Here is a 14,081-nt window from a genome sequence, read left to right as displayed (position 1 = left end):
AGGGCGAGGGCGACGGCCGATCCAGAGCTGGCATAGGGCGCACCGCGCGGGGCGGCGTTACGGGCGGGGACGTAGAGGCCGCCCACGCGGGGCGGCGCTACAGGGCGAGGGCGACGGCCGATCCAGAGCTGGCATAGGGCGCACCGCGCGGGGCGGCGTTACGGGCGGGGACGTAGAGGCCGCCCACGCGGGGCGGTACTACAGGGGAGGGCGCGGGAGCTGCCCGCCCGGTGCACAGGGGAGGGCGCGGGAGCTGCCCGCCCGGTGCCGCGACACCGCCCCCGGCCCGCCTCCGGCCCGCCCCCGGGCCCGTGCCTCGAACCGTCGCGCGAGCACGCCGACGCGCGGTCCGGCGCGGGCGAGGGGTGTCCCCCGGTGCGCCGGACGGGTGCCCCGCGGACCGGGGTGGACGGGGGTCTCCCCGGTCCGGGCGGGGCAATGCGAAGGCCCGGATCGTCAGGCGGAGATGCCGTCGATCCGGGCCAAGGCGTCGTCCGCGCCGTACGGCTGCAAGTACGGCAGCCAGCGCGGGTCCCTATGGCCGGTGCCGATGATGCGCCAGGCCAGTCCGGTGGGTGGTGCGGGTTTGTGGCGCAACCGCCAGCCGATCTCACCGAGGTGCCGGTCGGCCTTGACGTGGTTGCAGCGGCGGCAGGACGCCACCACGTTGTCCCAGACGTGCTTGCCCCCGCGCGAGCGCGGGATGACGTGGTCGACGCTGGTTGCGACGCCACCGCAGTACATGCACCGGCCCCCGTCGCGCGCGAAGAGCGCTCTCCGGGTCAGTGGAACGGGCCCCCTGTAGGGGACCCGGACGAATCGCTTGAGCCGGACCACGCTGGGTGCGGGGACTGTGACGGTCGCGCTGTGCAGGAAGGCGCCGGACTCCTCAAGGCATACGGCCTTGTTCTCCAGGACGAGAATGAGTGCGCGGCGCAGCGGTACGACGCCGAGCGGCTCGTACGACGCGTTGAGGACCAGGACATGCGGCACGGATGCCTCCTTGTACGCCGGCGGCGCGTGGCTCGCGCCGGGACGATCTGCCATCAGTCTCCCCTCATGCCTGGTGGAAGCGCCACCATGTCCCGGTAACGGGCTGGGAGTGTTTTCGACCACACCCTGAATCGTCCCCAGGATCAGCCGCCGTTCATCCCACCAGTTCACACCGGGGTGAGACCGGTCTCTCCGACGGCCGTCAGGGCGGTCCGTGCGCGAGGCCCCGCTAGTGTGGGTGGCTCCGCCGCTCCAGTGACCTTTCCGTGACCTTGCAGCTGTGCTCCTCCCCATGGGGCGGCCGGACCGCAGCTCCAGGAGGTACCCGCCGTGTCGTCCCTGCCCGATCGTCTCGCCACCGTCGTCCTCGCCGCGTCCCCGACGCCCACGCCGTCGGAGTCGGAGACCGCACCGTCGCTGCCGGCCCTCCAGGACGCCCACGAGAGCGCGACGAACGCGGCGAGCTGGGTCGAGCAGAACTGGTCGACCTGGCTGGCGATCGGGCTGCGCGTGCTGCTGATCGTGGCCATCGCGGTGGTGCTGCGGGTGGTGGTGCGGCGGACGATCACCAAGCTGATAGACCGGATGAACCGCACCGCGCAGGCGGTGGACGGCACCGCGATCGGCGGACTGCTGGTGAACGTGGAGCGGCGGCGGCAGCGCTCCCAGGCGATCGGCTCGGTGCTGCGCTCGGTGGCGTCCTTCCTGATCCTGGGCACGGCCGGGCTGATGATCCTGGCCACCTTCCAGATCAACCTGGCGCCGCTGCTGGCGTCGGCGGGCGTCGCGGGCGTGGCGATCGGCTTCGGCGCCCGCAATCTGGTCACGGACTTCCTCTCCGGGGTCTTCATGATCCTGGAGGACCAGTACGGGGTGGGCGACACCATCGACGCGGGCGTGGCCAGCGGCGAGGTCATCGAGGTCGGCCTGCGGGTGACCAAGCTGCGCGGGGACGACGGGGAGATCTGGTACGTCCGCAACGGCGAGGTCAAGCGGGTCGGCAACCTGTCCCAGGGCTGGGCGACGGCCGGGGTGGATGTGACCGTCCGTCCGTCGGAGGACCTGGACGAGGTGAAGGCGGTGCTCACCCGGGTCGGCGAGGAGATGAGCAAGGAGGAGCCCTGGAACGAGATGCTGTGGGGCCCCATAGAGATCCTCGGCCTGGACAGCGTCCTGCTCGACTCGATGGTCGTCCGGGTCAGCGCCAAGACCATGCCGGGCAAGTCCCTCACGGTGGAGCGCGAACTGCGCTGGCGCATCAAGCGCGCGTTCGACGCGGCGGGCATCCAGCTCGTCGGCGGGCTGCCGCTCGCCATGGAGGCGGCCCCGGAGTCCGACCCGACGGCGGGCATGTCGGCGCCGTCCGCCTTCGCCAACACCGCGTCCCCGCAGTCCGCGGCGGCCTCGCCCATAGCGCCGCCCAGCGTGACGAAGTAGGACCCGGAGGGGAGTTCCAGCGCGTGACGCGCCGGGCTCCCCTCTTCTACGCCGTACCTGTACGCCACACCTGTAGCCCGTCTCCGCGCCCCCGCAGATAACGACTCCGTTGCCGCGGGGGCGTTCTGTGTGGCCACCTATTGACGCCCTCCTCACGGTGGGCTTACTTTCTGCCAACCGGATAGGAAAGTTTCCTAACAGTGGCGCTGAGCGTCCGGTGCCCCCAGGGTTGGACGGGTCGTTCGCGACACTGCCAAGCTGGCCCAACTACCAGGTGAGAGGCAGGTGTCGACCCGATGGCAGGACCGAACGGTACGCCGGGAACCCCGCGCGTCCTGCGGGCCATGAACGACCGGGCCGCACTGGACCTGCTCCTGGAACACGGCCCCCTGTCCCGCACCCGGATAGGCAAGCTCACCGGGCTGTCCAAGCCGACCGCCTCCCAGCTGCTGGCCCGCCTGGAGGCCGCGGGACTGGTCCACGAGACCGGCACCAGCGAGGGCCGCCCCGGGCCCAACGCCCAGCTCTACGCGGTCAACCCGGCCGCCGCCTACGCCGCCGGGCTGGATGTCACCCCGTACCGCATCCGGGCCGCCGTCGCCGACCTCACCGGGCGGACCGTGGGCGCCTTCGAACTGCCCTCCCCCGGCCGCCGCGCCGGCGAGCCGGTGGTCCGCCAGGTCACCGACGCCCTCGACGGGGCCGTCAAGGCCGCCGGACTGACCCGCGCGGATCTGCGCCGGGTGGTCATCGGCACGCCCGGCGCCTTCGACCCCGGCACCGGACGGCTGCGCTACGCCTCCCACCTGCCCGGCTGGCACTCCCCCAGCCTGCTGGACGAACTCGCCGCCGCGCTGCCGATGCCGGTGGAGTACGAGAACGACGTCAATCTCGCCGCCGTCGCCGAGCAGCGGCTCGGGGTGGCGCGCGGACACGACGACTTCGTCCTGCTGTGGAGCCAGGAGGGCCTGGGCGCCGCCCTGGTGCTCGGCGGACGGCTGCACCGCGGCTGGACCGGCGGCGCCGGGGAGGTAGGTTTCCTGCCGGTTCCCGGGACCCCGCTGGTCCGGCATGTCACCAAAGCCAACAGTGGCGGCTACCAGGAGCTGGCGGGCTCCCAGGCCGTCCCCCGGATGGCCACCGCACTGGGCTACGACAACATCCCGACGGGCACCTACGCCGATGTCGCCAGCGCGCTCGTCGCCCGCGCGGTCGGCCAGGACACCGCGCAGGCCACCGTCCTGCTCACGACCTACGCGACCCGGCTCGCCACCGGTCTCGCCTCCCTCGTGTCCGTCCTCGACCCCGAACTCGTCGTGCTCAGCGGCTCCGCGCTCACCTCCGGTGGGGAGCGGCTCCGGGCGCTGATCCAGGCCGAACTGGAGGAACTCGCCGCGTCTCGCCCCCGGCTGGTGGTCGGCGAGGTCGTGGAGCAACCCGTACTGCGAGGCGCGCTGGAGAGTGCCCTCGCGACCACCCGAGACGAAGTCTTCGACACGTTGTCGCTCCGCTGAGGAGCCGTACCAGTAACACCGGTTGATCCAAGGCCGCGGGCCGTCCGTGGCTGGTCGCGCAGTTCCTCCCCCAGAGGGGGTGCCCCCAGCGCCCCTCAAGGTTTCCGCCCCGTCCCTCCGTTCCTCCCTCAGGAGAACCCACCATGCCCGGTATATCCAGAAAAGTCTCTCTCGCTCTGGCCGCCTCCGCCGCCCTCGCGTTGACCGCCACCGCCTGTACCGGGTCGTCCGAGACGGGTGCGTCGGACGACCCGGACGCGCAGACGACGATCAACTTCTGGCACGGCTGGAGCGCGCCCGGCGAGGTGCAGGCGATCAAGGAGAACATCGCCCGCTTCGAGAAGGCGCACCCCAACATCAAGGTCAAGGTCGTCGGCAACATCAACGACGACAAGCTGAACCAGGCGCTGCGCGCGGGCGGCTCCAACGGTCCGGACGTGGTGTCGTCGTTCACCACCTCCAACATCGGCAAGTTCTGCTCCTCGGGCGCCTTCCTCGACCTGAAGCCGTTCATCGAGAAGTCCAAGCTCGACCTCGACACGATCATCCCGAAGCCGATGCTGGACTACACCCAGTTCGAGGGCACCCGCTGCGCGCTGCCGCTGCTCGGCGACGCCTACGGCCTCTACTACAACAAGGACGCCTTCGAGGCGGCGGGCATCACGGCCCCGCCGAAGACCTGGACGGAGTTCTCCGAGGTCGCCAAGAAGCTCACCAAGGCCAAGGGCGACAGCTACGAGCAGCTCGGCTTCATGCCGAACTACCACGGCTACGAGACGGTCGTCGACCACTACATGTCCCAGTGGGACCACACGTACTTCGACGACGCGGGCAAGTCCAACATCGCCAAGGACCCGGCGTTCGCGGAGATGTTCACGTACCAGAAGAAGCTGGTGGGCGACCTCGGCGGGTTCGCGAAGCTGGAGAAGTACCGCAACACCTTCGGTGACGAGTGGGGCGCCAAGCACCCGTTCCACACCGGGCAGGTGGCGATGCAGCTGGACGGCGAGTGGCGGCTCGGCATGGCCAAGGACGCCGGGGTGGACTTCGAGATCGGCACCGCGCCGATGCCGGTCGCGGACGACGAGGTCGCCGAGTACGGCAAGGGCTTCCTGTCCGGCACGATCATGGGCATCGCGCCGCAGAGCGAGAAGCAGAACGCCGCCTGGGAACTGGTGAAGTACATGACCACCGACACCGAGGCCGTGGTCGCCTTCTCCAACGGCATCCGCAATGTGCCGTCCACGTTCGAGGCGCTGAAGTCCCCGAACCTGAAGCACGACCCCGAGTTCAAGACGTTCCTGGACATCGCGCAGCACCCCGAGTCCAACACCCCGCCCGCCTCGGTCAACGGCTCGACGTACCAGACGACCCTCCAGGACTTCGGCTACCAGTACGAGTCCGGCAAGGAGAAGGACCTGAAGGCCGGTCTGGAGAAGACGGCCGCGCAGATCGACCGCGACATCGAGCAGGCGAAGTAGCGGTCGATGACCACGCACACTCTCCGCGCGAAGCGCCGCAGGTCGGCGCTTCGGACGGCGGCCTTCCTGTCACCGTGGCTGATCGGGTTCAGCGTCTTCTTCGCGTACCCGCTGCTGTCCACCGTGTACTTCTCCTTCATGAAGTACGACGGGTTCGGCGTCCCGGAGTTCCGGGGCCTGGACAACTGGCTGTACGTCTTCCAGGACTACCCGATGTTCTGGCCCGCTCTGCGCAACACCCTCTGGCTGGTGCTGGTGATGGTGACGTGCCGGGTGGTGTTCGGGCTCGGGGTGGGGCTGCTGATCACCAAGATCAAGACGGGTACGGGGGTCTTCCGGACCCTCTTCTACCTGCCCTACCTGGCCCCGCCCGTGGCGGCGACGCTGGCCTTCGTGTTCCTGCTGAACCCCGGCACCGGCCCGGTCAACTCCGTCCTGGAGAGCCTGGGGCTGCCCGCCCCCGGCTGGTTCACCGACGCCACCTGGTCCAAGCCCGCGCTGACCGCGCTGGCGCTGTGGGGCGTCGGCGACCTGATGGTCATCTTCATGGCGGCGCTGCTGGACGTCCCCAAGGAGCAGTACGAGGCGGCGGAGCTGGACGGGGCGTCGGCCTGGCAGCGGTTCCGGTTCGTCACCCTGCCCAACATCTCCCCGATCGTGCTGTTCGCCGTGGTCACCGGCGTGATCCAGACGATGCAGTACTACACCCAGCCCTTGGTGGCGGGGAAGGTCGCCTCCGGCATCATCGGCGGCTCCGGCCAGCAGTTCGAGCCGGGCTACCCGGAGAAGTCCACGCTGACCCTCCCCCAGCTGGTCTACAACCTCGGCTTCCAGCGCTTCGACTACGGCGCCGCCTGTGTGGTCGCGCTGGTGCTGTTCGCGCTGTCCATGGCGTTCACGGCGCTGCTGATGCGCCGCCGGGGCGGACTGATCTCGGCAGGTGAACGATGACACAGGTACTTCAGCGGCCCGTGAAGACGGACGAGGCGCCCTCCCCCGAACAGCGGGTGGCCCGGCGCCGGGCGATCCTGGAGTGGATCGGGGTGCACGCCCTCGGCGTGGCCGCCGCGCTGTTCTTCGTCCTGCCGTTCGTGTTCGTGGTGCTCACCTCGCTGATGAGCGACGAGCAGGCGCTGACCCGCGACCTGGTGCCCGCCACCTGGGAGTGGAGCAACTACACCAAGGTCTTCGACACGCCCGGCTTCCTGACCTGGTGGCGCAACACCCTGCTGTACGCGGGACTGGGAACACTCCTTACGGTCGTGTCCTCCATCCCGGTGGCGTACGCGCTCGCCAAGTTCCGCTTCCGGGGCCGGCATGTGACGCTGATGCTGGTCATCTCGATGATGATGCTCCCGCCGCAGGTGATCATCATCCCGATGTATCTGTTCTGGGCGAAGCAGCTGGATCTGTCCGGTTCGTTGTGGCCGCTGATCATCCCGATGGCGTTCGGCGACGCGTTCTCGATCTTCCTGCTGCGCCAGTTCCTGACCACCATCCCCGACGAGTACCTGGACGCGGCGAAGGTCGACGGCTGCGGCGAGCTGCGCACCCTGCTCAAGGTCGTCCTGCCGATGGCCAAGCCGGGCATCGCGGCCGTGGCCCTGTTCCAGTTCTTCTACGCCTGGAACGACTACTTCGGGCCACAGATCTACGCCTCGGAGAATCCCGGCGCCTGGACCCTGTCCTATGGCCTGGAGTCCTTCAAGGGCGCGCACCATACCGACTGGAACCTCACCATGGCCGCGACCGTGCTGGTCATGGCCCCCGTGATCCTCGTGTTCTTCTTCGCGCAGAAGGCGTTCGTCGAAGGTGTCACGCTCACCGGAGTGAAGGGTTAGCACCACATGAAACTCACCGTGGTCGGCGGAGGGTCGACCTACACGCCCGAACTCATCGACGGGTTCGCGCGGTTGAGGGACACCCTGCCGATCGAGGAACTGGTCCTGGTGGACCCGGCGCCCGAGCGGCTGGAGCTGGTCGGCGGGCTGGCCCGGCGGATCTTCGCCAAGCAGGGACATCCCGGGAGGATCGTCACCACCTTCGATCTGGACGAGGGCGTCGAGGGCGCCGACGCCGTGCTGCTCCAACTGCGCGTCGGCGGCCAGGCGGCCCGTGAGCAGGACGAGACCTGGCCGCTGGAGTGCGGCTGCGTCGGCCAGGAGACCACCGGCGCGGGCGGCCTCGCCAAGGCGCTGCGCACGGTCCCGGTGGTGCTGGACATCGCCGAACGGGTCCGCCGCACCAACCCGGACGCCTGGATCATCGACTTCACCAACCCGGTCGGCATCGTCACCCGCGCCCTGCTCCAGGCCGGGCACAAGGCGGTCGGGCTGTGCAACGTGGCGATCGGCTTCCAGCGGAAGTTCGCCGCTCTGCTCGGGACGACCCCGGCCGAGGTCCACCTCGACCACGTCGGCCTGAACCACCTCACCTGGGAGACCGGGGTGCGCCTCGGCGGCCCCGAGGGCGAGAACGTGCTGCCCGCGCTGCTCGCCGAGCACAGCGAGAGCATCGCCGCCGACCTGTCCCTGCCGCAGTCGGTGGTGGACCGCCTCGGTGTCGTCCCCTCCTACTACCTGCGCTACTTCTACGCCCACGACGAGGTGGTCGAGGAACTGCGCACCAAGCGGTCGCGCGCGGCCGAGGTCGCGGAGATGGAACGGAACCTGCTGAAGATGTACGCCGATCCGGCGCTGGACGAGAAGCCGGCACTGCTGGCCAAACGGGGCGGCGCCTACTACTCGGAGGCGGCGGTCGATCTGGCGGCGGCCCTGCTGGGCGGTTCCGGCAGCCCCTACCAGGTGGTCAACACCCGCAACAACGGGACGCTGCCCTTCCTCGCGGACGACGCGGTGATCGAGGTCCAGGCGGCCGTCGGCCCCAAGGGCCCGACCCCGCTGCCGGTGGCGGCCGTGGACCCGCTGTACGCCGGGCTGATCGCGAACGTCACCGCCTACGAGGACCTCGCCCTGGACGCCGCCCTGCGCGGTGGCCGGGACCGGGTCTTCAAGGCCCTGCTCGCGCACCCGCTGATCGGCCAGCACGCGTACGCCGACGGTCTCACCGACCGGCTGATTGCGCACAACCGGGAGCACCTCGCGTGGGCATGAGCAGTGCGGTCCTCGCCGTCGACGCGGGGAACAGCAAGACCGACGTCGCGGTCGTGTCGGGGGCCGGCGAGGTCCTCGCCACGGCCCGCGGCGGCGGATTCCAGCCGCCCGTGGTGGGTGTGGAGACGGCCGTCGGCATCCTGGCCGAGGCGGTCGACCGCGCCCTGGCCGACGCGGGCATCCCGTCCGTGGCCCATGTCTCGGCGTGTCTGGCCAACGCCGACTTCCCGCTGGAGGAGGAGCGGCTGACGGCGGCGGTACGGGCCCGCGGCTGGGGCGCCTCGGTGCACGTCCGCAACGACACCTTCGCGATCCTGCGGGCCGGGGTCAGCGAGCCGCGCGGGGTCGCCGTGGTGTGCGGCGCGGGCATCAACTGCGTCGGGATGCTCCCGGACGGCCGGACCGCCCGCTTCCCCGCGATCGGCCGGATCTCCGGCGACTGGGGCGGCGGCTGGGGGATGGCCGAGGAGGCGCTGTACCACGCGGCGCGCGCCGAGGACGGCCGCGGCGGTCCGACCGACCTCATGCGCGCCCTCCCGGCGCACTTCGGGCTGCCCACCATGCACGCCCTCATCGAGGCGCTGCACTTCGAGCGGATCGACCCGCTGCGCCGCCATGAGCTGACGCCGGTCCTGTTCCGCACCGCCGCGGACGGCGACCCGGTGGCCCGCTCCCTGATCGACCGGCTCGCCGACGAGGTGGCGACACTGGCGTCGGTGGCCCTGTCCCGGCTCGGGCTGCTGGAGGAGACCGCCCCGGTGGTCCTCGGCGGCAGCGTCCTCGCCGCCCGGCACGAGCAACTCGACACCGGGATACGGGACCTGCTGGCGCGGCGCGCCCCCAAGGCCACCACCCGCGTGGTCACGGCGAGCCCGGTCCTGGGCGCGGCCCTTCTGGGCCTGGACACGGTGCACGCGAGCGCGGAGGCCCAGGACCGGCTGCGGGCCCGCTTCCAGACGGCGCCGTAGCCTCCGGCGGGGACCGGGGCTCACAGCGGCGCCGGTACGGCCGGCACCCGGCCTCCGCGCACCGAACCCCGGCCCCGCGCGCGCCGAGCCCGGCGCCAAGCAGCCCGGGGGCCGTCCCCGTACGCACCACATGTACGGAGGCGGCCCCCCTTCCCCGCGCCCCGGAGAGGCAGGGCGCCACCCTGACCCCCGTCGCGGGGCCCTGTTACCCGATGAGCCGTGCGCGGTTCCCCGCGCCCCTGAAAAGCAGGGCACCGCCCCGGCCCCCCCGTCACAGAACCCCGTCGCCCCATGAGCCGTGCGCGGTTCCCCGCGCCCCTGACAAGCAGGGCGTCGCCCTGAGCCCCCGTCACAGAACCCCGTCGCCCTATGAGCCGTGCGCGGTTCCCCGCGCCCCTGAAGAGCAGGGCGCCGCCCCGACCCCCCGTCACAGAACCCCGTCGTCCCAAGAACCGTGCGCGGTTCCCCGCGCCCCTGGCCACCCCCCGCGCACCCCCCTCACCCCCCGGGAACCGAACCGATTCCGGGGGCGTATTCATGGGGAGGGAGCGCTGTGGGAAGCAAGATCCAGTGAAGCCCGATGCGAATGTCGGCCCCGGCAGCGATACTTGCGGCGACGGATGACCACGGGGGAGGTCAATACAGTGACACAACCGCCCAAGAGCAGCACCGCTCCACCCGGCGCGGGCGGCGGCAGCGGCACGGGCGCCCCCACCGCGCCCATGATCCCGCGCCCGCCCCAGCCCGCGTCACCCCCCGCCCCGATCCCGGCCCCGCCGCCGGAGCCGCCGCGCCGTACGGCGTTCGCCGAGGGCGTGGACCGGCTGCGCGCGGCGGCCACCACCGAGCCGGGGCGGCTGCGGATCATCGGCGCGCTGCTCGCCCTGCTGGTCGTGGCGTTCGGCTCGATCACCGCCTGGCAGACCACGGAGCGTGCCTCGGCCGCCGACGCCGTACTGCACACCAGTCAGCCGCTCAGCTCCGACGCCGCGGGGATATACCGGTCGCTGGCGGACGCCAACACCGCCGCGTCCAGCGGCTTCCTGGCGGGTGGTCAGGAGACGGAGGCGTCCCGCACGCGGTACGAGAAGGGCATCCGCGAGGCCGCCGCGGGCCTGGTCCGCGCCGCCAACAACTCGGAGCCGGGCTCGGCGTCCGCCGACACCATCGCCGAGCTGAACCGGCTGCTGCCCGCGTACAAGGGCCTCATCGAGCGCGCCCGCGCCAACAACCGCCAGGGCTTCCCGCTGGGCGGCGCCTATCTGCGCTACGCCAACGACAAGATGCAGTCGGAGATGCTCCCGGCCGCCGAGAAGCTGTACACGACCGAGAACCGTCGGCTGAGCGCCGACTACGCGGACGCCACGCCCTACCCGTGGGCGGCCATCGGGCTCGGGCTGATCGCGCTCGGCGCCCTGGGCTGGGCCCAGCACCGTACGTACCGGCGGACCAACCGGGTCCTCAACCACGGTCTGGTCGCCGCGTCCGGCGCCACCGTGATCGTCCTGCTGTGGCTGGTCGTCGGCCACAGCGTGGCCCGCGCGGGGCTGAACGACTCCTATGAGCACGGCGTCCGCTCGCTGAACGCGCTGCACGACGCCCGGATCGCCTCCCTGAAGGCGCGGGGCAACGAGAATCTGACACTGGTCAGCCGGGGCGCGGAGACCGTGGAGGTCGACGGCGAGTTCCAGGACAAGTTCGACGTCGAGTTCCGGCGGTCGATGGCGGCGCTGGCGAAGGGGCTGGACGCGGCGGCCGGGCTCGCGGACGACAAGGCCGGGAAGGAGCCGGTGTCGAAGGCGGCGGGCGCCATGAAGGAGTGGCAGGTCCGGCACGGCGAGGCGCGCGCGGCGGACGACGCGGGCGACTACCAGACCGCGCTGAACCGGATCATCGGCGGCGACCCGGACGACCCGCCGACCGGTGAGTGCTTCGACGGTGTCGACGCGAGCCTCAAAGCGGCGATAGAGCACGAGCAGGAAGAGTTCAAGGCGGCGGCCGGTGACGGGCTCGGCGCGATGACCGGGCTGTGGGCGGGCGCCGCGGTGCTGGCCGTGCTGGGCGCGGCGGGCGCGGTGCTGGGGATCGGCCGCAGGCTTTCGGAGTACCGGTGAGGGCGGCAGGGGGCATGACGATGCGAGCGGATCGGGCGCGGGCCAGTCTGCGGGGCTGGGGCGGCGTGGGCGCCATGGCGGTCGTCTGCGCCCTGGCCGCGCTGCTGACGCTGCTGCTGCCGCTGACCGCCTCGCGCGGCGGCGACGACGGCACGGACCCGGGCGGCTCCGGCGTCGCCGACGCCTCCCGGGTGAGCGCCGAACGCAAGGCCGCCGAGTGCGAGAACCCGCAGGACCAGAGCCTCGCCCCGGCCACCGCCGACGGCGCCGCGATCGAGCGGATCAAGGACCGCGACCAGCTCGTCGTCGGCGTCGACCAGAACAGCTTCGGCTGGGGGTACCGCGACCCCAACCGCCAGGGGCCCGGCGTCCAGCTGGAAGGGTTCGACATCGACCTCGTGCGCCGGATCGCGCAGGAGCTGCTGGGCGACCCCGAGAAGGTCATCTTCCGGGCGATCCCCACCAACCAGCGCATCCCGGCGATCCAGAGCGGCCAGGTCGACATGGTGGTGCGCACCATGACGATCAGCTGTACGCGGATGGAGGACGTCGCCTTCTCCGCGCCCTACTTCCTGACCGGCCAGCAGGTCCTGGCGCCGATCGGCTCGGACATCGCCGGCTACGACGAGAGCCTCGCGGACCAGGAGATCTGCTCGGCGGAGGGCTCGACGGCGCACGAGACGCTGGAGGCCGACCAGAAGGCGGGCGAGCTGCCCGAGACCACGGACATCCGCACCACCGTGCCCAACCAGCTGGACTGTCTGGTGCGGCTCCAGCTCGGCGAGGTGGACGCGGTGGTCACCGACGGGGCGCTCGCGGCGAGCCAGGCGGCGCAGGACCCGACGGTGGCGCTCAAGGGCGAGCGGTTCACCACCGAGTACTACGGCGTGGCGATGAAGAAGGGCGCCGACGACCTGGTCCGCCGGGTCAACTCCATACTGGAGGACTACCGCGCGGACGGCGGCTGGCGGGACTCCTACGACCGCTGGCTGTCCGAGACGATGGGCGCGGACTCGGAGTCGGCGACCCCACCGGACCCCGAGTACCGCTAGCCGCGCGGGACCCCGCGCCCCGCGCCCCGCCCCCCACAGACCCCTACTGACCGCCACAGACCCCCCACGGACGGCACACGACAGCAGCGAGAGGTGATCGATGGGCGGCACGGGACCCACCGGGCCGGTGATGGACCGGGACGAGGTGGACCGTGCGCTGGCGCGGCTCGGCGCCGAGCACGAGGCGATCGAGACCTCGCTGCTCGCCCTCCAGGACCACGCCGGACGCAGACTCCTGGAAGGCGCCCAGCTCACCGGCGTCACCAAGGAGCGCTGGCAGACCGCCGAGGCGGCGATCACCCTGCTGTGGACGTACTTCGACGCCTACGCGGGCGCGCTCCGCTCGGCGCGGGAGATCCGCGCCCGGCGCCGCTGGTCCTCCCGCGAGGACCTGGTGGAGCTGACGGAGCTGCTGCGCGGCGAGTCGGTGGCCCTGGCCGGCGCCGCCGCCATGGCCGCGGGCGCGCCGACCCTGCACGGCACCGGGCGGCTCAGCGAGAGCTTCTCGCTGGCCACGCTGGTGGACCGGATGAACGAGCTGTACGCGCGCTCCCTGGACATGGTGGTCGCCGCGGACGCGGTCTGGTCGGCGCTGCCCGCGCGGATCGATCTGCTGGCCGCCGAACTCCAGCGCACCCGCAAACTGGCCCACTCGGTCGGAGTGCGCCCCGGTGAGCATCCGGCCGGGGACGACCTGGAGCGGATCACCCGGACGCTGACCGCGCTGCGCGAGCAGGTGGTGTCCGATCCGCTGGCCCACTGGCTGCCCGCACAGGGCAGTTCGGCACCGGGCGGCGGCCGTCCCGACACGGGGGTGTACGACCGGGAGGCCCGCGCGCTGGACGAGGTGCGCCGGGAGATCGACGCGGTCCTCGGGGTGCGGCAGGACGCGGAGCAGCGGCTGATCCGGCTGCGGGACGTGCTCAGCCGCGCGGACCGCACGCTGGCGGAGGCGCGGACCGCGCGCGGTGAGGTGCTGGCGAAGATCGCGGCGACCGAGGTGCCGGTGGTCAGCGGCCCGCCGACGGTCCTCCAGGAGCAGTTGGCGACGGCCGCCGAGTACCGCCGCCAGGGGCAGTGGCACCGGTTGTCGCCGCTGCTGGAGTCGCTGGAGAGCAAGGCGGAGGACGAACTGCTGCGGGCCCGGGAGTCGCTGACGGCGGTGACCGCGCCGCTGGCGGTGCGCGCGGAGCTGCGCGGGCGGCTGGACGCGTACCGGGCGAAGGTGTCCCGGCACGGGCTGGCGGAGGACCCGCTGCTGGTGGAGCGGTACGACGCGGCCCGCCGGATGCTGTGGAGCGCGCCCTGCGACCTGCGGGTCGCCGGGGAGGCGGTGCTGCGCTACCAGCGGGCGGCGACCGAACTGCTCGGCGGCGGGCCGTACATGCCCGAGGACCACAGGGGGTAGG

General features: G+C 71.8%; 11 protein-coding genes. 10 read left to right on the top strand and 1 reads right to left on the bottom strand.

Annotation, left to right across the window (positions count from 1 at the left end):
* Positions 1–456: 456 nt before the first annotated feature.
* Positions 457–993: an HNH endonuclease gene (locus AB0D49_RS34575; protein WP_362765675.1), complete on the bottom strand. Its 537-nt coding sequence runs from the start codon at positions 991–993 to the stop codon at positions 457–459.
* A gap of 330 nt (positions 994–1,323) precedes the next feature.
* On the opposite strand from AB0D49_RS34575, the gene AB0D49_RS34570 reads away from it, so the two are divergent.
* The 10 genes from AB0D49_RS34570 (at position 1,324) to AB0D49_RS34525 (ending at position 14,080) form a co-directional block, all read left to right on the top strand.
* Positions 1,324–2,430: a mechanosensitive ion channel family protein gene (locus AB0D49_RS34570; RefSeq protein WP_362765597.1), complete on the top strand. Its 1,107-nt coding sequence runs from the start codon at positions 1,324–1,326 to the stop codon at positions 2,428–2,430.
* A gap of 296 nt (positions 2,431–2,726) precedes the next feature.
* A complete protein-coding gene (locus tag AB0D49_RS34565; RefSeq protein ID WP_362765594.1) occupies positions 2,727–3,944 on the top strand; it encodes an ROK family transcriptional regulator in 1,218 nt (405 codons plus the stop codon).
* A gap of 143 nt (positions 3,945–4,087) precedes the next feature.
* Positions 4,088–5,425, top strand: a complete 1,338-nt coding sequence (locus tag AB0D49_RS34560; RefSeq protein ID WP_362765591.1) for an ABC transporter substrate-binding protein — start codon at positions 4,088–4,090, stop codon at positions 5,423–5,425.
* Between the two features lie 6 nt (positions 5,426–5,431).
* Entirely contained in the window at positions 5,432–6,376 is a 945-nt protein-coding gene (locus tag AB0D49_RS34555; RefSeq protein WP_362765588.1) for a sugar ABC transporter permease, read from the top strand.
* Positions 6,373–7,266, top strand: a complete 894-nt coding sequence (locus AB0D49_RS34550) for a carbohydrate ABC transporter permease (RefSeq protein WP_362765585.1) — start codon at positions 6,373–6,375, stop codon at positions 7,264–7,266. Before AB0D49_RS34555 ends, AB0D49_RS34550 begins: the two co-directional genes overlap by 4 nt.
* A gap of 6 nt (positions 7,267–7,272) precedes the next feature.
* On the top strand, positions 7,273–8,538 hold the full coding sequence (locus AB0D49_RS34545) for a 6-phospho-beta-glucosidase (RefSeq protein ID WP_362765582.1): 1,266 nt from the start codon (positions 7,273–7,275) through the stop codon (positions 8,536–8,538).
* A complete protein-coding gene (locus AB0D49_RS34540) occupies positions 8,529–9,506 on the top strand; it encodes a BadF/BadG/BcrA/BcrD ATPase family protein (protein ID WP_362765579.1) in 978 nt (325 codons plus the stop codon). Before AB0D49_RS34545 ends, AB0D49_RS34540 begins: the two co-directional genes overlap by 10 nt.
* Positions 9,507–10,228: 722 nt before the next feature.
* Entirely contained in the window at positions 10,229–11,620 is a 1,392-nt protein-coding gene (locus tag AB0D49_RS34535; RefSeq protein WP_362765672.1) for a hypothetical protein, read from the top strand.
* A gap of 20 nt (positions 11,621–11,640) precedes the next feature.
* Positions 11,641–12,672 (top strand): glutamate ABC transporter substrate-binding protein, encoded by a 1,032-nt coding sequence (locus tag AB0D49_RS34530; RefSeq protein WP_362765669.1) that lies wholly within the window; start codon positions 11,641–11,643, stop codon positions 12,670–12,672.
* Positions 12,673–12,772: 100 nt separating this feature from the next.
* Complete coding sequence (locus tag AB0D49_RS34525; protein WP_362765576.1) at positions 12,773–14,080, top strand: hypothetical protein; 1,308 nt, start codon at positions 12,773–12,775, stop codon at positions 14,078–14,080.
* Position 14,081 lies beyond the last annotated feature (1 nt).

Origin of the sequence: Streptomyces sp. NPDC048290 (assembly GCF_040652095.1) — a bacterium.
Taxonomy (GTDB): domain Bacteria; phylum Actinomycetota; class Actinomycetes; order Streptomycetales; family Streptomycetaceae; genus Streptomyces.
Note: the sequence above shows the minus strand (reverse complement) of the source record. Positions and strands in the feature narration are given on the sequence as shown.

Coding starts and splice junctions, on each gene's coding strand:
- AB0D49_RS34565 (WP_362765594.1), top strand. CDS start 2,727: ATGGCAGGACCGAACGGTACGCCGGGAACCCCGCGCGTCCTGCGGGCC.
- AB0D49_RS34545 (WP_362765582.1), top strand. CDS start 7,273: ATGAAACTCACCGTGGTCGGCGGAGGGTCGACCTACACGCCCGAACTC.
- AB0D49_RS34555 (WP_362765588.1), top strand. CDS start 5,432: ATGACCACGCACACTCTCCGCGCGAAGCGCCGCAGGTCGGCGCTTCGG.
- AB0D49_RS34530 (WP_362765669.1), top strand. CDS start 11,641: ATGCGAGCGGATCGGGCGCGGGCCAGTCTGCGGGGCTGGGGCGGCGTG.
- AB0D49_RS34560 (WP_362765591.1), top strand. CDS start 4,088: ATGCCCGGTATATCCAGAAAAGTCTCTCTCGCTCTGGCCGCCTCCGCC.
- AB0D49_RS34550 (WP_362765585.1), top strand. CDS start 6,373: ATGACACAGGTACTTCAGCGGCCCGTGAAGACGGACGAGGCGCCCTCC.
- AB0D49_RS34535 (WP_362765672.1), top strand. CDS start 10,229: ATGATCCCGCGCCCGCCCCAGCCCGCGTCACCCCCCGCCCCGATCCCG.
- AB0D49_RS34525 (WP_362765576.1), top strand. CDS start 12,773: ATGGGCGGCACGGGACCCACCGGGCCGGTGATGGACCGGGACGAGGTG.